The following is a 24,143-nucleotide window of genomic DNA, read 5'->3' as shown; positions in this document are numbered from 1 at the left end:
TTGCAACTTACTGCCAGAATTTCCACCACTTGCGTTCCTTGTTCACCCCTTCCGGGCTGAGGAATGCCGTGTTCGGGTAGTTCTTGGTCAGCACGCGCAAGGTGTCGTCGCGCAAGTCGGTCAAGCCCAGCTTGTCGTACGAGCGGTACATGATGAACAGCGCTTCTTCGATGGCGGTCGAGGCGGCAAAGTCGCTGACCGTCGTTTGCGCGCGGTTGGCGGCGGCCAGGTAGGCGCCGCGGCGGTAGTAATAACGGGCCACGTGGACTTCGTATTTCGCCATGGCATCGATCAAATAGTTCATGCGGGCCAGGGAATCGGGCGCGTATTTGCTATTTGGAAACTTGTCAACCAGTTGCTTGAAGGCGGCAAACGCTTCGCGCGTCGCTTTCGGGTCGCGCTCGGTCGGGTCTTGCTCGTACAGGAAGTTCAGGAAGCTGATCTGGTCGTTAAAGCTGATCAGGCCACGCAAGTAGTACATATAATCCACATTGGCGTGGTTCGGATGCAACTTGATGAAGCGTTCGACGGCTGCCAATGCCTGAGCCTGGTCTCCCGCCTTATAATACGCGTAAGCGATCTCCATCTGCGCTTGCAGAGCATAGTTGCCGAAAGGATAGTTAGCCTCCAGCTTCTGGAACAGGCCGATTGCAGCTTCATAGTGCTGCCCGGCCATTTCTTCACGCGCCTCCGAGTATAATTTCGTAACGGACCAGTTTTTGGTCTCATCCACTTTTTCAGGCAACAAGCTGCAAGCGGACATGCCGAGCAGAACGACTGAAGCGACTACCAACGATAATTTTTTTTGCATGACGTTTTGCAAGAAGGTTTTAACCAAGATTTTACAATAGGCTGATTATAGCCGATGGGAATGCTGTGATATTAACTCCGAAGCCTAATTTGGCTGACCCCGCGTTTGACTCCCTTTCTGACCATGCTGCCGAAGAGGCGTTTGACGGCGATTTTGCCGCCGACGACGTCTTCGAGGAAATGGCCCCGATTACATTGGAACTGACGCCGGACGCCTGCGGCCACCGCCTCGATAAAGTCATCGCCCAGCTGGTGCCGCAATACTCGCGCAGCCGCTTGCAATTGTGGCTGGAAGCCGGTTTCGTGACCGTCGATGGAAAAGTTGCCAAACGCAACATGACCGCCTATGGCGACGAGAAGATCGTCATTCTGCCGCAAAGCGCGCCGGAAGACGAGGCTTTTAAGCCGGAAGCGATGGAATTGAACATCGTGCACGAAGATGAGCATATCATCGTCATCAACAAACCGGCCGGACTGGTCGTGCATCCGGGCCCAGGTAACTGGTCGGGCACCCTGCTCAACGGCTTGCTGCACCACTGCCCGCAGCTGGCCGGCGTGCCGCGCGCCGGCATCGTGCACCGCCTGGACAAGGATACGAGCGGCCTGATGGTCGTCGGCAAGACGCTCGCTTCGCAAACGGACCTCGTGCGCCAGTTGCAGGCGCGCACCGTCAAGCGCGAGTATTTCGCGCTGGTGTGGGGCACGCCGAAAATGGCGGGCACCATCGACGCCTCCATCGCGCGCCACCCGCGCGACCGGGTCAAGATGGCCGTCTCGGAGAATTTCACCGCCAAGCCCGCCATCACGCACTATGAATTGATCGGCAGCGGCGAACTCGACCGCCGTCCCGTGAGCCTGATGCAATGCCGCCTGGAAACGGGCCGCACGCACCAGATCCGCGTGCACATGCAGCACCTGGGCTTTGCGCTGGTCGGCGACTACGTGTACGGCAAGCAGCACCTGGTGTCCGTGTTCTCGCGCCAGGCGCTGCAGGCGCGCCGCCTGGGCCTCGTGCATCCGGGCACGCTGGAAGCGTGCGAATGGATCGTGCCGCTGGCCGATGATTTCGCGCAACTGATCGCCACGGCCGGCATTCCCGAGCCGGAACAGGTCTGATGACGTCGCCGTTGCCCTGCATTATTCCCCATTGGCCCGGCCTGCCCGCGAACGTGGGCGCGCTGGCGACCGTGCGCGCGGGCGGCGTCAGCCAGGGGCCATATGGTGACGGGCAGGGCGGCGGCGGCTTGAACCTCGGTACGCACGTGGGCGACGAACCGGCGCACGTGGCCACCAACCGCGCGCGCCTGGCGTCAATCTTGCCGTCCGAGCCGGCCTGGCTGTCGCAGGTGCATGGCGTGGCCGTTGCCGACGCGGCCAGCCTGCGCGGTTGCGTGCCCGATGCGGACGCCAGCATCGCCACGCAGCCTGGTGCCGTGTGCGTGGTGATGACGGCCGATTGCCTGCCCGTGCTGTTTTGCTCAAGCGATGGCCTGGTCGTCGGCGCGGCCCACGCGGGCTGGCGCGGCCTGGCCAACGGTGTCTTGCAGCGCACGGTCGACGGCATGCGCGCGCAGGGCGCGACGGAGATCCTCGCCTGGCTGGGGCCAGCCATTGGTCCGCAGCAATTCGAAGTGGGGCAGGACGTGCTGCAAGCGTTCCGCGACGGCGCGCGCGACGATGCCGAGCGGCAAGTGTTGTCCGCTGCGTTTGCCGCCATCGCCGGCAAGCCGGGCAAGTACCTGGCCGACATCTATGCGCTGGCGCGCACCATGCTGCTGCGCGATGGCGTGGCACAAGTGGCCGGCGGGGAATATTGCACCGTCAGCGATGCGGCGCAGTTTTACTCGTACCGGCGCGATGGCGTCACGGGAAGACAGGCCAGTTTGATCTGGCGCAAATAATCTGCACGGCAGGCACTTATGTGTCTGCCGTTTTTGTTTTATCGTCTGCTGAGGCGAGTGCGCGGGCGTTCAGTTCGGCGATGCGCGCCGCCTTGCGTTTGCGTCGCCGCGAGCCCGTCAGATAGAATAGGATGGACAGCGGGATGACGCAGTACAGCACGAAGGTCATCACCCCGGCGACGATGGAAGGTTCCGTCAGCGCCATGAGGCCGACGACATAGATCCAGGCAACAGCGGTCATGAGCATCATTGGTATTGGCAGTCAGTAAGAGTTTGCATGCTTTGATCCAGAAGTATTTATTTTTGACGACGTTTGCGACGCCTGACAAAACCGACGCGCAGCAGGTTTTGTTCGGCGTCCCTCAATCTTGAATGGACTTAACTATCTATGAATATGCCCGATCCTCAAGCGATGACCAAGGAATGGATGGCGCAGATCAGCAATCCTGAGCAGTGGAAGACGTGGTTCAACATGGTGCCGCAGCCCCAGGGCAATCCGATTGCCGGTATTTTGCAGGATGCGGGCGCCAGCATCAAGCCGGAAGCGATCGAGCAACTGAAAAATGCCTATGTGGCCAAGCTGACGGGCTTGTGGGCCGACTTTATGGCCGGCAAGTCGCCGGAGCTGAAAGACCGCCGCTTCGCCGCGCCCGCCTGGCATGCCAGCCCCCTGTCGGCCTTCAACGCGGCCGCCTACCTGCTGAACGCGGAGTTTCTCACCGCCATGGCTGATGCCGTGGAAGCGACGCCGCACCAGAAGCAAAAGATTGCCTTTGCGGTACAGCAAATCGTTGACGCCATGTCGCCCGCCAACTTTCTTGCCACCAATCCTGACGCCCAGCAAACCCTGATCGAAACCAAGGGAGAGAGCCTGGCCAAGGGCTTGACGAACATGCTGGCCGACATGCAGAAGGGCCGCATTTCGCAGTCGGACGAATCGGCCTTCGAGGTGGGCCGCAACGTGGCCACCACGCCGGGTACGGTGGTGTTTGAAAACGCCTTGTTCCAGCTGATCCAGTACACGCCAAGCACCGCCACGGTACACCAGCGGCCCCTGCTGATGGTACCGCCGTGCATCAATAAATTCTATATCCTTGACTTGCAGCCGGAAAACTCGCTCGTGCGCTATGCGGTGGAGCAGGGCAATACCGTGTTCCTCATGTCCTGGCGCAATCCGGACCTGAGCATGCAGCACCTGACGTGGGACGATTACGTGGAGCAAGGCGTGATCGAAGCCATCCGGGTCACGCAGGACATTTCCGGCCAGGACAAGCTGAACATGTTCGGCTTTTGCGTGGGCGGCACCATCGTCTCGACGGCGCTGGCCGTGCTCAAGGCGCGCGGCGAGAATCCGGCCGCCAGCCTGACCCTGCTGACCACCTTCCTCGATTTCTGCGATACGGGCGCGCTCGACGTCTTTATTGACGAACCGCAAGTGGCGCTGCGCGAGCAGACCCTGGCCAAGGGCGGCCTGATGTCCGGGCGCGACCTGGGCAGCACCTTTTCCAGCCTGCGGCCGAACGACCTCGTGTGGAATTACGTGCAGTCGAATTACCTGAAAGGCAAGGAACCGCCCGCGTTCGACTTGCTGTACTGGAATGGCGACGGCACGGGCTTGCCGGGGCCCATGTTCTGCTGGTATTTGCGCAACACTTACCTGGAAAACAGCCTGAAAGTGCCGGGCAAGCTGACGGTGGCAGGCGAAAAGGTCGACCTGAGCAGCATCGATGCGCCCGCTTTCATCTACGGTTCGCGCGAAGACCATATCGTGCCCTGGGGCGCGGCCTACGCCAGCACGGCTTTGCTGAACCCGAAAAAACCGAAAGCCAACCGCTTTATCCTCGGCGCCTCGGGCCACATCGCCGGCGTGATCAATCCGGCGTCGAAGAAAAAGCGCAGCTACTGGAGCAACGACAAGCCTCGCACGGCGAAATCCAGGCCCTTGACGGCCGAGCAATGGATGGAAGGCGCGACCGAACACGTGGGCAGCTGGTGGCCCGAATGGGCGGCCTTCCTGGCCGAACACGGCGGCGCGCAGGTGAAGGCGCCGGGCAAGCCGGGCAACAAGCGCCACGCGGCAATCGAGCCGGCGCCGGGGCGGTATGTTAAAGTCAGGGCGGATTAAGTCACAAAGCGTTTTGCCGGGCAAGACCGGGGTAAACTCCGGTCTTGTCAGGAATCTACTTTTAGTTGCGTTGCAATAAATGCGGGAATCTACTACCCTGATGTGCAATGGAGCCGTTTTCCACTCTATAATGGAAAACGTAGGCAGGTGCGAAAGCGGACCCACGTTCGCTTTTTTTTCGGATTAACTCAGTATGCGCTGCGGCGCAATAAGTGGAACTTGTGATGAGTAGTGCAAAAAAAAGTATAGACCGCCTGATTAAAAAATATCCCAACCGCCGTCTGTACGACACGCAAACCAGTTCCTACATCACCTTGACGGACGTCAAGCAGCTGGTGTTGGACAATGAGGTGTTTACCGTCGTCGATGCCAAATCCAATGAAGATTTGACGCGCAGCATCTTGCTGCAGATCATTTTGGAAGAGGAAGCGAACGGCGCGCCCATGTTCTCGAGCAGCGTGTTGTCGCAGATCATCCGCTACTATGGCCACGCCATGCAGGGCATGATGGGATCCTACCTGGAAAAGAACGTGCAGGCGTTCACCGATATCCAGCACAAATTCACGGGCACCTCGGCCGGCAGCTTCGAAGGCAAGCCATTCAGCCCTGAAATGTGGACCCAGTTCATGAATGTCCAGGGCCCGATGATGCAAGGCATGATGAACAACTACATCGACCAGAGCAAGAGCCTGTTCGTGCAGATGCAGGAACAGATGCAAAGCCAGAGCAAGAACCTGTTCGGCACCTTCCCGTTTGTGCCGCCGGTTCCTCCAAGCGACAAGAAGTAATCAATGCCACATGCTCACCGGGTGATTCGATCGCCCGGGAGTTGTATCTGCGTCATCAAAACAGCATAGTTCTGTCAGCAAGGGGCGGCTCGGGGTACAATAGCCGATTCGCCTCACCATATTACTAGCTGCCAACTATGTCTGAAATTCACCGTATTCCCGTTCCTTCCGCCCAGCCCGAGGCCATGCTGGCCATGCCAGGTGCGGCGCCGAAAGTGGGCTTTGTCTCGCTCGGCTGCCCGAAAGCGCTGGTCGACTCCGAACAAATCCTGACCCAGCTGCGCGCCGAAGGCTACGAAACGGCGAAATCCTATGCTGGCGCCGATCTGGTGATCGTCAATACCTGCGGTTTCATCGATGCTGCCGTGCAAGAGTCGCTCGACGCCATCGGCGAAGCGCTGGCGGAAAACGGCAAAGTCATCGTGACCGGCTGCCTGGGCGCCAAGAAAGATGCTGCCGGCGACGACATCATCATGAAGGTGCACCCGAAAGTACTGTCCGTCACCGGTCCGCACGCGCTGGCCGAAGTGATGGATTCCGTCCACTTGCACCTGCCGAAACCGCATGCGCCGTTCCTCGACCTGGTGCCGCCGCAAGGCGTCAAGCTGACGCCGAAGCACTACGCGTATCTGAAAATTTCCGAAGGCTGCAACCACCGTTGCAGTTTCTGCATCATCCCGTCCATGCGCGGCGACCTCGTTTCGCGCCCGATCGGCGAACTGATGATGGAAGCGGAAAACCTGTTCAAGTCGGGCGTCAAGGAATTGCTGGTGATTTCGCAAGATACCTCGGCGTATGGCGTGGACGTGAAATTCCGCTCCGGCTTCTGGAACGGCCGTCCCGTGAAGACCCACATGACGCAGCTGACGGAAGCGCTGGGCGAGCTGGCCAAGTCCTACGGCGCCTGGGTGCGCCTGCACTACGTGTATCCGTACCCGCACGTGGACCAGATCATCCCGATGATGAGCGGCGGCCATATCCTGCCCTACCTCGACATCCCGATGCAGCATGCGCATCCTGACGTATTGAAGCGCATGAAGCGTCCGGCCAGCGGCGAGAAAAACCTCGACCGCATCCAGGCCTGGCGCGCCATCAACCCGGACCTGACGATCCGCTCGACCTTCATCGCCGGTTTCCCAGGCGAAACAGAAGCGGAATTCGAGTACTTGCTCGACTTCCTCAAGGAAGCGCAGATCGACCGCCTGGGCTGCTTCGCCTATTCGCCCGTCGAAGGCGCGACGGCCAACGCCATCGCCAACCCCGTGCCGGAAGAGCTGCGCGAAGAGCGCCGCGGCCGCGTGATGCTGCTGCAGGAAGAAATTTCCCGCAAGCGCCTGCAAGCCAAGGTCGGCAAGACCGTGCGCGTGCTGATCGATGAAGTCACCCGCTCGGGCGGCGTGGGCCGCTCGTCCGCCGACGCGCCGGAAATCGACGGCGTCGTGTATGTAAAACCGCCGTTCGAGCCGCACCGCAAGCTGGCGGTCGGTCAGTTCGTCGACGTGACCATCACGTCCGCGGATGCGCATGACCTGTGGGGCGCCGCAGAATAAAAATTTTATGCAGGTGTAACACTCTGTCATACGTACGGCAGGCAAGAGCATAAGCCCTTACAATCAAGGCGGACCAGCACAGGCTGATCCGCCTTTTTTTATTTCCTGACGCCATGACCACACCCAAATCTCCGCAAACCGCGCTGATCCACAGCGATTACCAGGCGCCGCAAGGCTTTGCTGCCTTTCCCAACGCCATCCATCACGCCTCGACCGTGCTGTTCAAGGACGTGGCGGCCATGCGCTCGGGCGACTGGAAAGAGAAGAACGCCTACACCTACGGCTTGCACGGCACGCCCACCACGTTCACCCTCGAAGCGCGGCTGGCCGGGATCGAAGGGGGGAATCACTGCCTGCTGGCGCCATCGGGCCTAGCGGCCATCGCCATGGCGGATTTCGCCCTGCTCAAAACGGGCGACGATGTTTTGCTTCCCGAAAACATCTACAACCCGAACCGCGAACTGGGCCGCTGGCTGTCGCAGGATTTCGGCATCACGGCCCGCTATTACGATCCGCTCATCGGCGCCGGCATCGCCGGCTTGATCCAGGACAATACCAAGCTGATCTGGACTGAAGCACCGGGCTCCGTGACCATGGAAGTGCCGGACTTGCCCGCCATCTGCGCGGCAGCCCACGCGCGCGGCGTGCTGGTGGCTTTGGACAATACCTGGTCGGCCGGCCTGGCCCTGCGTGGCTTCGACCTGGGCGTGGATATCATCATGCAGGCGTTGACGAAATACCAGTCGGGCGGCTCGGACGTGCTGATGGGCGCCCTGATCACGCGGGACAGGGCGCTGCACGACCGCCTGGCGCAGGCGCACATGCGTCTGGGCATGGGCGTGGGGGCGGACGACGCCTATCTGGTGCTGCGCGGCTTGCCGACGATGAAGCTGCGCTTCGACGCCCACGATACGGGTGCGCGCGCGGTGGCCGCCTGGCTCAAGGGCCGGCCGGAGATTGCCACGGTGCTGCATCCGGCATTCGAAGATTGCCCGGGCCACGCCATCTGGCAGCGCGATTTCACGGGTGCGGGCGGCCTGTTTTCTGTGCTGTTCGATGCCCGCTACACGGAGCAGCAGACGGACCGCTTCGTCGATGCCTTGCAGTTGTTCAAGATTGGCTACAGCTGGGGCGGCGCGAACAGCCTGGTGATGCCGTACCGCATCGCCGCCATGCGCAAGGGCTGGCAGTTGCCGGGCCAGCTCGTGCGCCTGAACGTGGGGCTGGAAGATCCGCAAGACCTGATCGCCGATATCGAACGGGCGTTCGCGGCGATGTAGCGGCAGCGGGGCAAGCACGATGGCTTGCCCGCAAGTCCTTACATGGGTACGGGCGTGTTGTTGTTCAGGTCGATGAAGCCGCGCAGCAAACGATACGCTTTCCACAGCCAGGCCACGCCCCACACGAGGAAGGCCAGCGGAATGCCGATGATGGTGACCCACAGGATGGCGCCGACGACGATCCAGGCTACATACCACCAGAAGGAACGGATCATCCAGCTGTGATGGCTGTAGACGAAGGTCCCGGCCGCCGTGTCCCGCTTCACGTAATTGATGATGAGCGGAATGAAGGAAAACGCGCCCAGCGAAAACACAAAGCTGGCGCCATGTATCAGGTACAACCACCAGGCCAGGTTTTTGGTTTGCTGGAGTTGGGTATCCAAAACAATATCTTGTGACATGAAATCTCCCGTCGTTGCTCAATTTTTAATTGTAACAAGCAAAGCGGCGCGGGAGCGCAGTCCATGCAAAAAGGCAGAATACATTGTTGAAACGAAATCAATATGCCACCCTGGCCGCGCGGGCCAGGTCCTGGCTGCGGCGCGCCGCGCCGGCGTTGCTGCTGTGCGCCACGGTGGCCCATGCCGCCGGCGACAGCCTGGAGGCGGAGTTTGCCGCCGGCTTGAAGGAAGAGGGCCTGGCGGGTGCAGTCTGGAGCGAAGTCTTGCCCGATGGCACAGTCAAAGTCGGCGCGTCCGGCCTGCGCGATACCGCCAAGCAAGTACCGATGCAGGCGGACACCCGCATGCAGGTGGGTTCCGTGGGCAAGGTGGCGCTGGCGCTGGGCGTCTTGCGCCTCGTCAGCGAAGACAAGCTCACGCTCGACACGCCCCTGCAGCAGGTGCTGCCCGAGCTGGCGCTGAACAACCCGTGGCAGGCCAGCGACCCCGTGCGCATCCGCCACCTGCTGGCGCACACGTCCGGCCTCGATAATGTGCGCTTCTGGCAGGCATTCAGCCTGAATCCGGCGCCGCAGACCCCGCTGGCGGCCGCTTTTGACGGCGGACGCAAGCTGCTGCGCGTGCGCGCCCGGCCCGGCAGCCGCTACGCGTACTCGAACATGGGCTATGGCTTGCTGGGCATGGTGATCGAGAAGGTCACGGGCCAGCCGTATGAACGCTATCTCGATGCGCAGCTGCTGCAGCCGCTGGGTATGGCGGACAGCACGTTTACCTTTGTCACCCAAATGAGCACGCAGGCGGGCGCGCAGGCGGACCCGCGCCTGGCGATGGGCCACTTCGAGCATGGCGTGGCGCAGCCGGCCGTGCCCCAGTACTTGCGTCCGGCCGCGCAATTTACCACCACGGCGGCCGACATGGCCAAGCTGGCGCAATTTTTAATGGGCGACGGCAAGCTGCAGGGCAAGCGCTTCATCGACCTGGCGCTGATGGGCGCCTTGTCCGAGCCGGCCGGCACGGATGCGGCGCAGGCGGGACTGGCAACGGGCCACGGCCTGGCGCTGGCCGTGCGCGACCGCCACAATGTGGTGGGCGCCTGCCACCCCGGCACGGCCGTGGGTTTTCGCGCCATGCTGTGCCTTTATCCTGAACAGAAAAGCGCCTTCTTCGTGGCCTTCAATACGGATGCGGAAGCAGCCGACTATGAACGCTTCAACCGCCTGCTGCTGCGCGACCTGGAGCTGCCCCTGCGCGCGCCGGCCCCGCAGGGCACGCCCGCGCCCACGGTGGAAAACTGGCAGGGCGTCTACGTGCCGTCGCCCAGTCCCATGGCCAGCATGGCCTGGGTCGATGCCGTCTTCGGTTTTACGCGCCTCAAATGGGATGGCGAATCGCTGTTCCTGATCCCGTTCCAGGGCGAGCCGAAGGAGCTGGAACCGGTGGGCGGCTTGCTGTTCCGCGCCAGCGACCGCAGCACGCCGTCGCACGTGCTGATGCAAGAGGATGGCAAGCATGTGCTCAGCGACGGCTTGCGCAGCTATGAGCGGGTATCGATGCTGCGCATGCTGGTGCTGTGGGGCAGCCTGGCCCTGGGCGCCGCCGGCTTGCTGTACGTGCTGGTGGTGGGTGTCTGGCGCGCCGCGCTGCGCAGCCTGGGACGGGGCGACCATCTGTTCGCGCCCCTGCTGTCGCTGCTGGCGCTGCTCCTGCCGCTGCCGTTTTTCTATTTCCAGTCCTACCTGCGTCTGGGCGACGTCACCATCGCCAGCGTGCTGCTGGCAATGGTGACGGGCGCGCTGCCGCTGGCCACGGCATTCGGCCTGGCCCGCTGCTGGCGCAGCCGCGGTACGGCGGCCGAGGCGGGGTTGTGGGCGAAATGGGATTGGGTGGCCTTGCTGGCGGCCCTGCAACTGCTGCTGGTGCTGGCCTGGTGGGGCTTGCTGCCGCTGCGGCTATGGCAGTTGTAGAGCGTCAGATCCAGCCTGCCAGCAGCCGGCGCCACCAGCGTTGCGCCGGCCGGGCCTGGCGGCCATGTCCGGCGCGCCCGGCGCGCTTGGCGCGATAGCTGGCCGCCGCCATTTGCAGGCCGACGCGGTCCATCGCCGCCATCGCCTCCGCTTCCTGCGGCGACAAGCCGTGCAGCAAGGCTTGCGCATGCGGCGCGAGCAGGAAGGCGCCAAGCACGGCGTCGTCCGTGTACAGCCTGGCCAGATAGGTTTCCAGCGCGGGAGAACTCATGCGCTGCGCCCCGCGCGCAAGGCCGCGCGCGCCAGCTCCAGCTGGCCCAGCACGTGCTCGAACGACGGGTAATTGCCGTCGCGTTCGACGATCACCGTCAGGGGCTGGGGCGCATGGCGCGCCAGCAGGGTCAATAAAGCGAACACTTCGGGCGGCACATCGTGCAGATGGTCGTCCAGCAGGCGCTGGCCGCCGCCCGGCGCAGCTATCCAGTGGCCGCCGCTCAGGTGCACGGCGCCCACCCTGTCCAGGGGCAGGCGCAGCAGCAGTGCCGGCGGCGACTCGCCCGCATTGACGGCATTCGCATACAGATTATGCAGGTCCAGCAGCAGCGGCACTTGCGCGCCGTCAAGAATGCGCGTCAGCCACTGCGCTTCGTCCAAGGTGCTGGCGGGCGGCTGCACCAGGGTGGCGATGTTTTCCATCAGCGGCGCGCTGCCGACGATGCGCGTGGCCAGCCCGATATTGGCGATGGCGCCGGCGGCGCTGTGCGGCGTGCGCGGCGGCGCCGCCAGGTGGCCGATCTCGACGCCGCCGGCGCGCACGAAACTCAGGTGTTCGGACCACGATTCCGCCTGCACCTGTTTCATCAGGCGCGCCATCGCCTGCAGGCGGCGCGGGTCGGCGGGTATCGTCGAGGCCAGCCCCATGCCCACGCCGTGCAGGCTGACGGGCACCTGGCGCGCCAGGCTGCGCAGGGCGGCGATGCCGGCGCGCGAGGCATGGTAATAATCGTCGGCGATCACTTCCAGCACGTCGATCCGCGCCAGGTGGGACAGGATGCCGGCAGCCAGCTCGCCGCGCCAGCCCAGGCCGACACGGTCGCGCGCTGCCCCCAACTCAACTGCCACAGCCGCCGCCACCGCCGCAACCGCCGCAGCCGCTGCCGCCGCCATCACCGCCGCCATCGCCCGATGACGAGTCGCCCGTGCCGCCGGACGACGAGTCCCTGCCCGTACCTTGCCGGGGCACCGGGTACAGCTCGGCGACATACGCGTACACCGACGGCGGCAGGGCGCCCATGCCGAAGATGGCGGCCAGCAGGGCCATGTCGGCGCTGTTGCTGCCCGCCTGCAGGCGCGATGCGCGCATGTTCAGGCGGCCAAACAGCATGCGCAGGTCGGTCAGCAGCCGCTGCGCGCTCCAGCTGGTCGCGTGGGTGCGCAAGCCGCGCAGCATGAGGAGAAAAATCGCCAGCAGCAGCGCCAGGAACAGCAGGTTGTAGTGCTGGCGGCTGATGGCGATGACGGCCTTGACGCCGGCTACCGTCACCAGCAGCCAGTGTGCGGCCCAGGTGAGGCGTTCGCGCCGGCGCAGCAGCGGCGGGCCGACCAGCAATTCCTGCTGCGTCAAGGTCTCCTGGTAGGCGCGGCACGCGGGCAGCATCTCGGCCTGCACGGCCAGTTCCCTGCTGTGGCCCTGGCGGCCCAGGTACAGCCGCAGCACGTCGCGTTCGATGTCATGGCTGGCGAAGCGCAGGCTGTCGGCGCTGGCCGTTTCCAGCAGCGGGCCGTCGGCGCGCAGCAAGCCGCGGTCGACCAGCACGATGGCGGCGATCTTCACGGCTTCGAGGGCGCCGCCGCGCAGGAAGGCGATGCGGTAGGGATCGTCGGCCAGCGACAGCTGGGCGTGCGGATTGCGCAATTCCTGGCGGATCAGCAGCTCGCGCACGCCGTAGTACACGAGCGCGCCGAAGATCAGGTAGGCCAGCAGGAACCACGGCCCGCTCCAGTCGAACGGATTGACGCCGTTCACCGCATGGTCTCCGCGTGCTCGCGCAGGCGTTCGGTAATCGTCATCAGGCCCGTGAAGGCGGGCAGGGCTTGCCCCGGCGCCAGGCGCGCCGTTTCGCGCGCCTTTGACATGGCTTGCAGGGCGGCGTGCAGGGCCGGTTCGCCCAGCTGGTCGACAAACGCTTCGAGCGCCTGCTTGCCGGACAGCGCAGATTTGCCCTCCAGCTGCGCCAGCGAGGCGGCGGCCGAGCGCAGGGGGCCGGCCGCGTCGGCGATGGCGCCGGCCAGCTGTTCTTCGTTCACGCTCAGGAGCAGATAGCGTTCGCGCATGCGCAGCTGCTGGTTCAGCAGCACTTGCCGCAGCCGGCGCAGCACGGCGTCGCGGCTGGTGCGCAGGCTGGCGAAAGGATCATTGCCCAGCAAGACCCGGTGGCGCGCGATGATGTCGGCAAACTTCACGGCGAAGGCGTCGGCGGCATCGGCCAGTTCGTTTTCTTGCAGGAACATCACCTGCAAATCGATGGCGGCGTGCGCCAGGCGCAAGGGGCTGCGCAGCGCGTCGGCCGCCTGCGGCGTGAAGCGCTTGAGCAGCAACAGCAGGTTGACGTCGGACGTGGCGCGCAACTGGCCATCGGCGGCCGAGCCAAACAGCACGGCGGCGGCCAGGTCGGCGCCAAAGGCGTTTTGCGCGGCAGCAACAAACAAGTCCAGGTGGCGTTGTATTTCTTCGGGCAACGAGGGCGGCATGCGGTGTTCTTTCACGGTGGGCTGGCGGGATGCGCATAAGTTTGCAATATAGCAAACTTATGCCATCGTGCGCGCACCGCCTGGCACCGGCTCAGGACAAGACGTTGAGCAAGCCGTCGAGGCCCACGAAGTTCAGCGCCACGTCGGCCTGCGAGCGCACCACGGGCTTGGCGCGGAAGGCCACGGACAGGCCCGCGATGCCCATCATCTTCAAGTCGTTGGCGCCGTCGCCCATGACGATGGCTTGCGCTGGCACAATACCCATCTCCGCGCACACGCGTTCCACCGTGCGCTGCTTTTCCTCGGCGTCGACGATGCCCCCTAACACTTTGCCCGTCAGCTTGCCGTCGACGATTTCCAGTTCGTTCGCATGCGTGTAGTCGAGGCCCAGGCGTTCCTTCAGGCGCTCGGTGAAGAAGGTAAAGCCGCCCGACACCAGCAGGGTTTTCAGGCCGGCCTTTTGCACGGCCGCCAGCATGGTTTCCGCGCCCGGCGACAGCTTCAGGCGCTCATCGTAGACGCGCTGCAGGGCCGACGCATCGAGGCCTTCGAGCAGGGCCACGCGCTGCTTCAGGCTGGCCGCGAAATCGAGTTCGCCGCGCATGGCCGCTTCCGTGATGGCCGCCACTTGCGGTTTTAAGCCCTGCATGTCGGCGATTTCATCGATGCATTCGATGGTGATCAGGGTCGAATCCATGTCCATCGCCACCAGCTTGAATTCGCCGAGCTCGCGCTGGCCCATCATGTAGGTGGCGTCCAGCTGCGCCGCCTGGGCCGCCACTTCGATGGTGGGGCGCAGCGCGGGCGAATAGGCGATCTGTTCGCAGCGCACGGCGTTTGGACCCAGGCGCGTGACGGACGTGGGCGCGGCCAGCGCGGCGATGCGCTCGAGACGGGCGCTGTCGCCGTCCAGGCCCTGCAGGATCAGGTTCATGGTGATGGTCTTGGTATTGGTCATGGGTCAGGCCTGCATAAATGGTCGAAATGGTCTACACCGTCAATTGCTTGATGGTGGTCTTGATCTGCGTCACGCGCGCGGCCAGGTCCGGCATGGCAGCCGTGATTTTCAGCTTGTCCTGGCCATGCAGCTTGATGTGGCGGTTTTTCTGGATCAGGTCGATGATGCGCATCGGGTCGATGGGCGGCTTGGCCATGAATTGCAGGGTGGCCGCCTCGCTATGCACGTCGATCTTGACGATGCCCACGGTTTTCGCGGCGATGCGCAGGCGGTGCGTCTCGACCAGCGCCTTGACGGCGTCGGGCAGCTTGCCGAAGCGGTCGATCAGCTCTTCCTGGATATCGTCGATCTTTTCCTGCGTGGCGCAGTTGGCCAGGCGCTTGTAGATCGACAGGCGCTCGTGCACGTCGCCGCAGAAGTCCGCCGGCAGCAGGGCCGGCACGTGCAGGTTGATCTCCGTCGTCGACGCCAGCGGCGCGGCCAGGTCCGGCTCCTTGCCCGCCTTCAGCGAGCGCACGGCTTCGTTGAGCATGTCCGAATACAGCTGGAAGCCGATTTCCGTCATCTCGCCCGACTGGCTTTCGCCCAGCACTTCGCCGGCGCCGCGGATTTCCAGGTCGTGCATGGCCAGGTAAAAGCCGCTGCCCAGTTCTTCCATCTGCTGGATGGCATCCAGGCGGCGCTGCGCCAGTTTCGTCAGGCCCTGCACGTCGTGCACCAGCAGGTAGGCGTAGGCCTGGTGATGCGAGCGGCCCACGCGTCCCCGCAGCTGGTGCAGCTGCGCCAGGCCGAACTTGTCGGCGCGGTGCATGATGATGGTGTTCGCCGTCGGCACGTCGATGCCCGTCTCGATGATGGTCGTGCACAGCAAGATATTGAAGCGCTGGGCGACGAAGTCGCGCATGACCTTTTCCAGGTCGCGCTCATGCATCTGGCCGTGCGCCACGGCGATGCGCGCCTCGGGCAGCAGTTCCGTCAGCATGGCCAGGCGGTTCTGGATGGTTTCCACCTCGTTGTGCAGGAAGTAGATCTGGCCGCCGCGTTTGAGTTCGCGCAAACATGCTTCGCGGATGATGGCTTCGCCCTCGCTGCGCACGAACGTCTTGATGGCCAGGCGCTTTTGCGGCGCCGTGGCGATGATGGAAAAGTCGCGCAAGCCTTCCAGCGCCATGCCCAGGGTGCGGGGGATCGGCGTGGCCGTCAGGGTCAGCACGTCCACCTCCGCGCGCAAGGCCTTTAATGCTTCCTTCTGGCGCACGCCGAACCTGTGTTCTTCGTCAATGATGACGAGGCCCAGACGGGTAAACTTCACGTCATCGGACAGCAGTTTATGCGTGCCGATGACGATGTCGATGGTGCCGTCGGCCATGCCCTTGAACGCTTGCGTGATCTCCTTGCCGGTGCGGAAGCGCGACAGTTCCGCGATGCGCACGGGCCAGTCGGCGAAGCGGTCGGCGAAGGTTTGCGCATGCTGCTCGGCCAGCAGGGTGGTGGGCGCCAGTATCGCCACCTGCTTGCCGCCCATGACGGCGATGAAGGCGGCGCGCAGCGCCACTTCCGTCTTGCCGAAGCCGACGTCGCCGCACACGAGGCGGTCCATCGGTTTGCCGGACGTCATGTCCTTGATGACGTTGTGGATGGCTTCGGCCTGGTCCGGCGTTTCGTCGAAGCCGAAGCTGTCGGCGAAGCGCTGGTAGTCGTGCGACGAGAATTCGAACGAGTGGCCCTGGCGCAGCGCGCGGCGGGCGTACAGGTTGAGCAGCTCGGCGGCCGTGTCGCGCACCTGTTCGGCCGCGCGTTTTTTCGCCTTTTCCCACTGGCCTGAGCCGAGCGAGTGCAGCGGGGCGTCTTCCGGCGAGGCGCCCGAATAGCGCGAGATCACATGCAGTTGCGATACGGGCACGTACAGTTTCGTGTCCTTGGCGTATTCGAGGTGCAAAAATTCCGTCTCGCCTTCGCCCAGGTCCATGCTGGTCAGGCCCATGTAGCGCCCGATGCCGTGGTTGATGTGCACGACGGGGTCGCCGATTTTCAGCTCGGACAGGTCGCGCACCATCGACTCGACCTGCGTCACGCCTTCCTGTTTCTTGCTGCCGACGCGGCGGCCGGAGCCGGCATACAGTTCGGTTTCCGTGATGAAGGCCAGATTGCCCTCGGGCCGGAACAATTCGAAGCCCGCGTGCAGCGGCGCCACGCCCAGCATCAGCTTGGCATCGGACTGCAGAAAGCCGTCGCTGCCTTCCACGGGTGTCAGGTGCAGATCGTATTCGGCGAAGTACTGTTGCAGGGTTTCGCGGCGGCCGTTCGATTCGGCGCAGATCATCACACGGCGGCCCGCTTGCAGCAGATAGCTGCGCAGGTTGGCCAGCGGGTCGTCGGCGCGGCGGTTGACGGCGATGTTGGGAATCGGCGCCGACAGTTCGGACGCCAGCGCGTCGTTCGACTTCGCAATCGCCAGGCGCGGATACGGCTTGGCCAGGCCGAAGAACTGCTCGTCGGACAGGAACAGCGCTTCGGGCGGCAAAATCGGCCGCTCGCGGTCGGCCTTCAAAAAGCGGTAGCGCGACTGGGTATCGGTCCAGAAGCGGCTGATGGCAGCGTCGATCTCGCCCACCAGGGCCAGCGAGGCGTCGGGCGGCAGGTAGTCGAACAGGGTGGCCGTCTGTTCGAAGAACAGGGGCAGATAGTATTCGATGCCGGCCGAGGCGATGCCGCTGCTGATGTCCTTGTAGACGACGGAGCGCGACGGGTCGCCCTCGAACTGTTCGCGCCAGCGGTTGCGGAAGGTGGTGCGCGCCGCTTCATCCATGGGAAATTCGCGTCCCGGCAGCAGCCGCACTTCATGCACGGGATACAGCGAGCGCTGGGTGTCGGCATCGAAGGTGCGGATGGTCTCGATGGTGTCGCCGAACAGGTCGAGCCGGTAGGGCAGGGCCGAGCCCATGGGGAACAGGTCGAGCAGGCCGCCGCGCACCGAGTATTCGCCGGGCGACATCACTTGCGACACATGGCTGTAGCCGGCCAGCGTCAGCTGCGACTTCAGGCGCGCTTCGTCCAGCGTTTCGCCCTTCTTGAAGAAGAAGGTGTAGGCGGCCAAAAAGGACGGCGGCGCCAGGCGCACCAGCGCCGTGGTGGCCGGCACGATCAAGACGTCGCACTGGCGCGTCTGGATTTCGTGCAGGGTGGCCAGGCGCTCGGAGACCAGGTCCTGGTGCGGCGAGAAGGCGTCGTAGGGCAGGGTTTCCCAGTCCGGCAGCAGATGGCAGCGCAGTTCCTTGCCGCCAAACCACGGGATTTCATCGAGCAGGCGCTGGCCGTCGCTGGCCTGCGCCACCACCACGGCCAGCATCTGGCCCCGCGCTTTTAATGCCAGCGCGGCCAGCGCCAGGGCATAGGCGTCGGATGAACCATACAGGGCGGGCAGCGCGTAGCGGTTGCCGGGCTTGGGGAGGGCTTTTGTTAAGTCTAAGGACATGCAGGCGATGACACTAGTGGCAGAGGCAGTTGAGTGGGACAGCTGTGATGCGCGCCGCGCCGCCAGTGACGGCGCTGACAGGCGAGATTATAGACCATCGCTCGCACGGATATTTGCAATCCCGAACGGCACATGCACCATGGGGATGGTTCCGCCCGCCGATTTGAGGTGGCTCAACTGGTCGTCGAAGAAGATATGCGGCTTGAACACGGCCAGCACGCGCGATTTGTCCATGCCGCCGAGGAAAAACGTCTCGTCGGCCGCCACGCCCCAGCTTTTCAGGGTCGTCACGACGCGCTCGTGCGAGGGCGCGTTGCGCGCCGTGATGATGGCGATGCGCAGGATCTTTCTGTAGCCGGGGTCGCGCCGCTGCGCCTTTTCTTCCAGGCGCTGCATGGTGGCCAGCTTCTGGAACAGGTCGGCCAGTGGGCCGGGGCGGTGCGGCGTGCCCACGTTCAGGGTTTCATGGGCGTGGAATTCATCGACGTCATTGTTGCGCTTGAACACGGTTTCCGCTTCGTCGTCGGCGATCACGCCGTCGAAATCGAAGGCAACGCGCAGTTCCTCGTCGTTTTCATCGTCTTCCGTGCGCGACGGCAGCACCAGGCCGGCCGGATAGTTGCAGGCCAGGGCGCTGCGCACGTCGTCCTCGTTCGCGCTGAGGAAGAGCGAGGCGTTGAAGGCGGGCAGATAAGGATACGGCGACTTGCCCGTCATGAAGGCGGCGCGCGAGATATCGAGGCCGTAGTGCGCGATCGAGTGCATGACGCGCAAGCCCGTTTCCGGCGAATTGCGCGAAAACAGCACCACTTCCACGGGCGACTGGCGCGGATAGTGCTTGTTGATGTTCAGGAAACGGCGGATGAAGGGGAAGGCCACGCCGCGCGGCAAGACCGTGTCGATATGCGTTTCCTGGTACTTGCGGTATTCCTCGGGGCCGTTGTCGAGGTAGACCTGGTGCGATTCGGCCAGGTCGAACAGGGCGCTGGAAGCGACCCCGATCACCAGTTTGTGTTCGATAGGATAAGCCATGGTCTGCCTGTTGTTTGCTTGTTGCTCATCTTATACGACTATCAACTGCGTAGCCAATAGTGGTACATGGGGATTTTCTGCACCAAAACGGGGCGCCGGGCCTTTTTTTTTCGCTGCTGTGCAACACGCGCCACAGTAAAGAAATAAATCTTGTCTTGTATCAAGTATGTAGCAGCCAGCGCGTGTATTTTCCACTATGCTTCCCCTTATGAATTCTCGCCAATTGTAACGAAGCGTACGCCCTATCCCCGCCACCTTTATACAAGTGTCAGTACAAGTGTCAGCTGTTTTACTCGAACATGCCAGCCCCAACCTCGCCAGCAGTCGTCGTGACTTTATAAAGGACCTAGCCATGTTTAAGAATTTACTGATCAAATGGAAGCTGGCGACGCTCGTCGCCGTGATGATGGTGGCCTTGCTGGTGGTGGGCATCAGCGGCTACACGGGCATCGCCACCGTGGGCAACGCCGTCAATGAAATCGGCGTGGTGCGCCTGCCGTCGATCCAGGGCCTGATGATGATGAACGAAGGCCAGACGGCCGTCGCCGCCGCCACCCTGACGGCCGCCATCTATGAAAACAATTACCAGGCACAGGACAAGTTCGCGGAAGCGCTGCAGCTGCGCACCAAGGCCTGGACGAATATCGAGGCGGGCCGCAAGCTGTACGAGCCGCTGCCGCAAACGCCCGAGGAAGCCGTGCTGTGGAAGCGCTTTCTGGAGGAGTGGGCCGCCTGGAAGGGCGATGACGACAAGGTGCGCGCCATCCTGCGCCAGCTGGCCGACAACCGCGACGAGCCGCGGCAGAAGGAGCTGTTCGTCGCCTTCTACAAGCAGTACCAGGATTCGCGCAGCCTGTTCAGCAAGGCCGAAGCCACCCTCAACGAGATCATCAAGCTCAATAACGGCGTGGCCGACGCCAGCGTCAAGGAAGGCAGCGCGGCCGTGATCCGCTCGGAAAGCCTGATGGTCATCCTCGGCTTGCTGGCTTCGGCCGTGGGCATGGGCTGCGCCGCCTACATCACGCGCGCCATCACGCAGCCGATCAATTCGGCCGTGAAAGTGGCGCAAACGGTGGCGTCGGGCGACCTGACGAGCCATATCGAGGTGCACACGACGGAAGAAACGGGCCAGCTGCTGCAGGCGCTGAAAGACATGAATTCCAGCCTGGTCAACATCGTCAGCCAGGTGCGCGGCGGCACGGAGACCATCGCCACGGCGTCGTCGGAAATTGCCAGCGGCAACCTGGACCTGTCCTCGCGCACGGAAGAGCAGGCCAGTTCGCTGGAAGAGACGGCGTCGTCGATGGAAGAGCTGACCTCCACCGTGCGGCAGAATGCCGACAACGCCCAGCAGGCGAACCAGCTGGCGCTCTCCGCCTCGGGCGTGGCCGTGAAGGGCGGCGCCGTGGTGGGCAAGGTGGTCGAGACCATGGATGCCATCAACGACTCCTCGCGCAAGATCGTCGACATCATTTCCGTCATCGACGGCATCGCCTTCCAGACGAATATCCTGGCCCTGAACGCGGCAGTCGAGGCGGCGCGCGCGGGCGAGCAGGGGCGCGGCTTTGCCGTCGTGGCGACGGAAGTGCGCAATCTTGCCCAAAGATCCGCTGGCGCAGCGAAAGAAATCAAGACCCTGATCGGCGACTCCGTGGTGGCCGTCGATGCGGGCAGCAAGCTGGTGGCCGAAGCGGGCAGCACGATGGCCGAAATCGTCTCCAGCGTGCAGCGCGTGACGGACATCATGGCGGAAATCAGCCTGGCCACGCAGGAGCAAAGCTCGGGCATCGACCAGATCAACCAGGCCATCGGCCAGATGGACCAGGTGACGCAGCAAAACGCGGCCCTGGTGGAAGAAGCGGCGGCCGCGGCCGAATCGCTGCAGGAGCAATCGGGCCAGCTGGCCCAGGTGGTCAGCGTCTTCAAGCTCGATGGTGCGCAGGCGCCGGCCGCGCGCGCTAACGCGAACGCCAGGCCGGCCGCGCCGCGCGCCGCGGTGGCCAGCGCGGCGCCGAAGCGTCCTGCATCACGCCCCACGGCGGGCCGCCCGGCCCTGCATGCCGTGCCATCCGCGCGCCAGAGCGCGCCGCGCGACGACGAGTGGGAAGTGTTCTGACGGATTGACGGCGCCAGCGCACCCTTTCGGACGGCCGCCTTGCGCGGCCGTTCTTGCATGCGCGCACAGGCGCGCACTGCGGTTTCTACTTATTAAAAAAACAGCGTTATATAAATAGCTGTTTTGCCATCTAAGCAAATCTTTTCAAAACTTAACGCGACATTGCTTGTGAGATAACTCACACTGCCTGCCGTACCGCCCTTGTTCCCGCCTCGGCCACACCCCGGCTGACCCCTCCGCCTGCTGCGTCCGGCCATTCGTGGCAGGCGGCAGCCATTGCCGTCAGCCTTGCATGCGAGCCCGGCGCGATCACCGATGCACCACACTGAAGGATGCGAATAAAGATGGCAAATATGAAAATCGGCACGCGCCTGCGCTGCTCCTTTGCATTGTTGACCTTGCTGCTGCTGGCGACTGCCGCGCTGGGCATGCTGCGCCTGTCCAGCCTGGAGCTGCGCATGCGCGACGTGATCGATGATAAATATCCGAAAACCGTGCTGGCCAACGACATCATCAAGAATGTCAACATCATCGCGCGCTCCTCGCGCAACCTGCTGCTGATGACGGAACCGCAGCAGCTGGCGCAGGAACGCGCCACCATCGCCCAGGCGGGCGGCGAAACGGAAAAGGGCCTGGCGCAGCTGGAAAAGGTGGTGCTGTCGCCGCAGGGCCGCGCGCTGATGGCGGCCGTGACGCAGGCGCGCGCCGCGTTCAACGGCGGGCGCGACAAGGTGCTGGCCCTGCTGGAAGAGGGCGCGCGCGACGAAGCGACGGCGCTGCTGCTCGGTACGGTGCGCGGCGACCAGCTGCGCTACATGGCGGCGCTGGAAAGCCTGATCACGCACCAGCACGACCTGATGGAGGAGGCGGGCGCCCAGGTGCGCCATGAATACGCCACGGCGCGCAACATGATGCTGGCGCTGAGCGCGCTGGCAGTGTTCTTTTCGCTCGTCACGGCCTGGCTGGTCACGCGCAGCATCGTCGATCCGCTGCGCCATGCCCTGACGGTGGCGCAGACCGTGGCCGCCGGCGACCTGACTTCGGTCTTCGGCCGCCACGGCGGCGATGAAACGGGCAAACTGCTCGACGCGCTGTGCATCATGAACGGCAACCTGCTCGACATCGTGCAGCGGGTGCGCAGCGGCACCGACACCATCGCCACGGCCTCGTCGCAGATCGCGGCCGGCAATAGCGACCTGTCCTCGCGCACGGAGGAGCAGGCCAGTTCGCTCGAACAGACCGCGTCGGCCATGGAGGAACTCAGCTCCACCGTGCAGCAGAACGCGGACAATGCGCGCCATGCCAGCGTGCTTGCCGTCGAAGCGGCGAACATCGCCGGCGCGGGCGGGCACGCCGTGGGGCAGGTGATCCACACGATGGACGCCATCAGCGCCTCGTCGGCGCAGATTGCCGACATCATCGGCGTGATCGACATGCTGGCCTTCCAGACGAATATCCTGGCCCTGAATGCGGCCGTGGAAGCGGCGCGCGCGGGCGAGCAGGGGCGCGGCTTTGCCGTCGTGGCGACGGAAGTGCGCAGCCTGGCGCAGCGCAGCGCGGCGGCGGCGCGCGATATCCGCGCCCTGATCGCCAATTCCACCCGGCAGGTCGACGCGGGCGCGGCCCTCGTCGCGCAGGCCGGCGCCACCATGCAGGACGTGGTGGCGGCCGTGGGGCGCGTGAGCCAGATGGTGGCCGACATCACGGCCGCCAGCGCCGAGCAAAGCACGGGCATCGGCCAGGTCAGCCAGGCGGTGGTGCAGATGGACGAAGTGACGCAGCAGAATGCCGCCCTGGTGGAGGAAGCGGCGGCCGCCTCGCAGTCGCTGGAAGGCGAGGCGGCGAACCTGCTGCGGGTGGTCAGCGTATTCCGGCTGCGCCAGGGGCCGGCTGACGCCTTGCCGCGCCGGAGCGCGCCGGCCGTGCCGCGCCTGCTGGCCTAGTGGCGCGCCTGGCAAGGTTCTGGCACGGCCCGCGCGCGCGGGCGCTGCTGTGCGCTGTGCTGGCCGCCTGCTTGCTGCTGGGCATCTGGCTGGACGGGGCGCAGCCGCGTCACGTGCTGCAGGTGGCACTGGCGGCGCTGGCGCTGGGCTGCGCCGTGCTGTGGCGGGCGCGGGATGGGCGCGGCGGCAAGCCGATGGCATCGGCGCGCGGCCGGGAATTGCAGGCGCGCCTGGACGGCGCCATCGCCGGCGGCGAATTCCGCTTTCACTACCAGGGCAAGTTCGATACGGCGCAGCTGCGCCTGGTCGGCCTGGAAGCGCTGCTGCGCTGGGAGCATCCGCGCCACGGCCTGGTCTATCCGAACGAATTCATCGGCCTGGCCGAGCAGACTGACGCCATCGTCGCGCTGGGCAACTGGGGCATCGACGCGGCTTGCCGCCAGCTGGCGCAGTGGCGCGCGGCGGACCTACCTTTGGTGCCTGTCGCGGTGAATATCTCGGCGCGCCAGCTGTGCCAGCCGCACTTGCCGGACTTCGTGCTGGGCTGCCTGCGGCGCCACGCCATCGCGCCCGGCCTGCTGGAACTGGAAGTGACGGAAAGCTGCTGCATCGACGACATGGCGCAGGCAACGCAGGTATTGCGCCAGTTGCGCGCGCTGGGCCTGGCCATTTCGCTCGACGACTATGGCACCGGCCATTCGGGGCTCAGCCACGTCAGGATGCTGCCGATTCACACCATCAAGATCGACCGCTGCTTCATCGGCGACCTGGGCAGCGCAGATAGTGACACTGTGATCGTCGCCTCGACCATTGCGCTGGCGCGCGGCCTGGGTTTGCAGGTACTGGCCGAAGGTGTGGAAAACGCCCGGCAGCTGGCGCGGCTGCGGCAGCTGGGTTGCCCGCAGGTGCAGGGCTTTTACCTGCACCGCCCGGCGTGCGCGTCCGACGTGGCCGCACTGCTGGCCGCCGGCGTGCCGGCCGGCCATGTAACAGCGCCGAAACATGGCGCCATGCGGCCTGGCGTGGATGCTCAGTAGAATATGGCCACT

General features: G+C 64.2%; 20 protein-coding genes. 10 read left to right on the top strand and 10 right to left on the bottom strand.

Annotation, left to right across the window (positions count from 1 at the left end; genetic code table 11):
• Positions 1-7 precede the first annotated feature (7 nt).
• A complete protein-coding gene (locus AC07X6_RS21200) occupies positions 8-811 on the bottom strand; it encodes an outer membrane protein assembly factor BamD (protein WP_494792262.1) in 804 nt (267 codons plus the stop codon).
• An 89-nt stretch (positions 812-900) separates the two neighbouring features.
• Between AC07X6_RS21200 and AC07X6_RS21195 the strand changes: the two genes are divergently transcribed.
• Positions 901-1,926 (top strand): RluA family pseudouridine synthase, encoded by a 1,026-nt coding sequence (locus tag AC07X6_RS21195; protein ID WP_034781141.1) that lies wholly within the window; start codon positions 901-903, stop codon positions 1,924-1,926.
• Positions 1,926-2,711: a peptidoglycan editing factor PgeF gene (gene pgeF / locus AC07X6_RS21190; protein WP_494792261.1), complete on the top strand. Its 786-nt coding sequence runs from the start codon at positions 1,926-1,928 to the stop codon at positions 2,709-2,711. Before AC07X6_RS21195 ends, pgeF begins: the two co-directional genes overlap by 1 nt.
• A gap of 16 nt (positions 2,712-2,727) precedes the next feature.
• Here pgeF and AC07X6_RS21185 read toward each other — a convergent pair whose 3' ends face one another.
• Positions 2,728-2,961: a hypothetical protein gene (locus tag AC07X6_RS21185; protein ID WP_227741988.1), complete on the bottom strand. Its 234-nt coding sequence runs from the start codon at positions 2,959-2,961 to the stop codon at positions 2,728-2,730.
• Positions 2,962-3,099: 138 nt separating this feature from the next.
• Here AC07X6_RS21185 and phaC point away from each other — a divergent pair, with 138 nt between their 5' ends.
• The 4 genes from phaC to AC07X6_RS21165 all read left to right on the top strand — a co-directional run bounded on the left by phaC (position 3,100) and on the right by AC07X6_RS21165 (position 8,454).
• On the top strand, positions 3,100-4,836 hold the full coding sequence (gene phaC, locus AC07X6_RS21180; protein ID WP_494792260.1) for a class I poly(R)-hydroxyalkanoic acid synthase: 1,737 nt from the start codon (positions 3,100-3,102) through the stop codon (positions 4,834-4,836).
• Positions 4,837-5,060: 224 nt separating this feature from the next.
• Positions 5,061-5,624, top strand: a complete 564-nt coding sequence (phaR, locus tag AC07X6_RS21175) for a polyhydroxyalkanoate synthesis repressor PhaR (RefSeq protein WP_219116002.1) — start codon at positions 5,061-5,063, stop codon at positions 5,622-5,624.
• 194 nt (positions 5,625-5,818) lie between these two features.
• Positions 5,819-7,174, top strand: coding sequence for a 30S ribosomal protein S12 methylthiotransferase RimO (rimO, locus tag AC07X6_RS21170; protein ID WP_494792287.1), 1,356 nt, complete (start codon positions 5,819-5,821; stop codon positions 7,172-7,174).
• 113 nt (positions 7,175-7,287) lie between these two features.
• Complete coding sequence (locus AC07X6_RS21165) at positions 7,288-8,454, top strand: cystathionine beta-lyase (RefSeq protein WP_494792259.1); 1,167 nt, start codon at positions 7,288-7,290, stop codon at positions 8,452-8,454.
• Between the two features lie 38 nt (positions 8,455-8,492).
• Here AC07X6_RS21165 and AC07X6_RS21160 read toward each other — a convergent pair whose 3' ends face one another.
• Entirely contained in the window at positions 8,493-8,855 is a 363-nt protein-coding gene (locus tag AC07X6_RS21160) for a DUF4870 family protein (protein ID WP_230539466.1), read from the bottom strand.
• An 86-nt stretch (positions 8,856-8,941) separates the two neighbouring features.
• On the opposite strand from AC07X6_RS21160, the gene AC07X6_RS21155 reads away from it, so the two are divergent.
• The gene (locus tag AC07X6_RS21155) at positions 8,942-10,819 is read left to right on the top strand and encodes a serine hydrolase domain-containing protein (RefSeq protein WP_494792258.1); all 1,878 of its coding nucleotides are present in this window, start codon (positions 8,942-8,944) and stop codon (positions 10,817-10,819) included.
• A gap of 4 nt (positions 10,820-10,823) precedes the next feature.
• On the opposite strand, the gene AC07X6_RS21150 is transcribed toward AC07X6_RS21155, so the two are convergent.
• The 7 genes from AC07X6_RS21150 to AC07X6_RS21120 form a co-directional block, all read right to left on the bottom strand.
• Complete coding sequence (locus tag AC07X6_RS21150) at positions 10,824-11,090, bottom strand: hypothetical protein (RefSeq protein ID WP_230539468.1); 267 nt, start codon at positions 11,088-11,090, stop codon at positions 10,824-10,826.
• The gene (locus AC07X6_RS21145) at positions 11,087-11,941 is read right to left on the bottom strand and encodes an MbnB/TglH/ChrH family RiPP precursor modification enzyme (protein ID WP_494792257.1); all 855 of its coding nucleotides are present in this window, start codon (positions 11,939-11,941) and stop codon (positions 11,087-11,089) included. Before AC07X6_RS21145 ends, AC07X6_RS21150 begins: the two co-directional genes overlap by 4 nt.
• Positions 11,931-12,845 (bottom strand): TIGR04222 domain-containing membrane protein, encoded by a 915-nt coding sequence (locus tag AC07X6_RS21140; protein ID WP_494792256.1) that lies wholly within the window; start codon positions 12,843-12,845, stop codon positions 11,931-11,933. Before AC07X6_RS21140 ends, AC07X6_RS21145 begins: the two co-directional genes overlap by 11 nt.
• Positions 12,842-13,570 (bottom strand): hypothetical protein, encoded by a 729-nt coding sequence (locus AC07X6_RS21135; RefSeq protein ID WP_494792255.1) that lies wholly within the window; start codon positions 13,568-13,570, stop codon positions 12,842-12,844. Before AC07X6_RS21135 ends, AC07X6_RS21140 begins: the two co-directional genes overlap by 4 nt.
• Positions 13,571-13,661: 91 nt before the next feature.
• Positions 13,662-14,504 (bottom strand): phosphoserine phosphatase SerB, encoded by an 843-nt coding sequence (gene serB / locus AC07X6_RS21130; RefSeq protein ID WP_494792286.1) that lies wholly within the window; start codon positions 14,502-14,504, stop codon positions 13,662-13,664.
• A gap of 55 nt (positions 14,505-14,559) precedes the next feature.
• On the bottom strand, positions 14,560-18,003 hold the full coding sequence (mfd, locus tag AC07X6_RS21125) for a transcription-repair coupling factor (protein ID WP_494792254.1): 3,444 nt from the start codon (positions 18,001-18,003) through the stop codon (positions 14,560-14,562).
• A gap of 87 nt (positions 18,004-18,090) precedes the next feature.
• Positions 18,091-19,035 carry a 5'-nucleotidase gene (locus tag AC07X6_RS21120; protein WP_474291716.1) on the bottom strand — a complete coding sequence of 315 codons (945 nt, stop codon included), beginning with the start codon at positions 19,033-19,035 and terminating at the stop codon, positions 18,091-18,093.
• Between the two features lie 352 nt (positions 19,036-19,387).
• Between AC07X6_RS21120 and AC07X6_RS21115 the strand changes: the two genes are divergently transcribed.
• The 3 genes from AC07X6_RS21115 to AC07X6_RS21105 all read left to right on the top strand — a co-directional run bounded on the left by AC07X6_RS21115 (position 19,388) and on the right by AC07X6_RS21105 (position 24,131).
• Positions 19,388-21,151 (top strand): methyl-accepting chemotaxis protein, encoded by a 1,764-nt coding sequence (locus AC07X6_RS21115; protein ID WP_230539474.1) that lies wholly within the window; start codon positions 19,388-19,390, stop codon positions 21,149-21,151.
• 344 nt (positions 21,152-21,495) lie between these two features.
• Entirely contained in the window at positions 21,496-23,094 is a 1,599-nt protein-coding gene (locus tag AC07X6_RS21110; protein ID WP_329958050.1) for a methyl-accepting chemotaxis protein, read from the top strand.
• On the top strand, positions 23,094-24,131 hold the full coding sequence (locus tag AC07X6_RS21105; protein ID WP_494792253.1) for a putative bifunctional diguanylate cyclase/phosphodiesterase: 1,038 nt from the start codon (positions 23,094-23,096) through the stop codon (positions 24,129-24,131). The genes AC07X6_RS21110 and AC07X6_RS21105 overlap by 1 nt, the downstream gene beginning before the upstream one ends.
• Positions 24,132-24,143: the final 12 nt, after the last annotated feature.

This window comes from Janthinobacterium sp. GW460-12-1-14-LB5 (genome assembly GCF_059423585.1).
Note: the sequence above shows the minus strand (reverse complement) of the source record. Positions and strands in the feature narration are given on the sequence as shown.

Excerpts from the sequence above, each read along its gene's own strand:
- AC07X6_RS21120 (WP_474291716.1), bottom strand. The coding sequence starts at position 19,035 with ATGGCTTATCCTATCGAACACAAACTGGTGATCGGGGTCGCTTCCAGC.
- rimO (WP_494792287.1), top strand. The coding sequence starts at position 5,819 with ATGCCAGGTGCGGCGCCGAAAGTGGGCTTTGTCTCGCTCGGCTGCCCG.
- phaC (WP_494792260.1), top strand. The coding sequence starts at position 3,100 with ATGAATATGCCCGATCCTCAAGCGATGACCAAGGAATGGATGGCGCAG.
- AC07X6_RS21165 (WP_494792259.1), top strand. The coding sequence starts at position 7,288 with ATGACCACACCCAAATCTCCGCAAACCGCGCTGATCCACAGCGATTAC.
- AC07X6_RS21200 (WP_494792262.1), bottom strand. The coding sequence starts at position 811 with ATGCAAAAAAAATTATCGTTGGTAGTCGCTTCAGTCGTTCTGCTCGGC.
- AC07X6_RS21110 (WP_329958050.1), top strand. The coding sequence starts at position 21,496 with ATGGCAAATATGAAAATCGGCACGCGCCTGCGCTGCTCCTTTGCATTG.
- serB (WP_494792286.1), bottom strand. The coding sequence starts at position 14,504 with ATGAACCTGATCCTGCAGGGCCTGGACGGCGACAGCGCCCGTCTCGAG.
- mfd (WP_494792254.1), bottom strand. The coding sequence starts at position 18,003 with ATGTCCTTAGACTTAACAAAAGCCCTCCCCAAGCCCGGCAACCGCTAC.
- AC07X6_RS21185 (WP_227741988.1), bottom strand. The coding sequence starts at position 2,961 with ATGATGCTCATGACCGCTGTTGCCTGGATCTATGTCGTCGGCCTCATG.
- AC07X6_RS21115 (WP_230539474.1), top strand. The coding sequence starts at position 19,388 with ATGTTTAAGAATTTACTGATCAAATGGAAGCTGGCGACGCTCGTCGCC.
- pgeF (WP_494792261.1), top strand. The coding sequence starts at position 1,926 with ATGACGTCGCCGTTGCCCTGCATTATTCCCCATTGGCCCGGCCTGCCC.
- AC07X6_RS21160 (WP_230539466.1), bottom strand. The coding sequence starts at position 8,855 with ATGTCACAAGATATTGTTTTGGATACCCAACTCCAGCAAACCAAAAAC.
- AC07X6_RS21150 (WP_230539468.1), bottom strand. The coding sequence starts at position 11,090 with ATGAGTTCTCCCGCGCTGGAAACCTATCTGGCCAGGCTGTACACGGAC.
- AC07X6_RS21135 (WP_494792255.1), bottom strand. The coding sequence starts at position 13,570 with ATGCCGCCCTCGTTGCCCGAAGAAATACAACGCCACCTGGACTTGTTT.
- phaR (WP_219116002.1), top strand. The coding sequence starts at position 5,061 with ATGAGTAGTGCAAAAAAAAGTATAGACCGCCTGATTAAAAAATATCCC.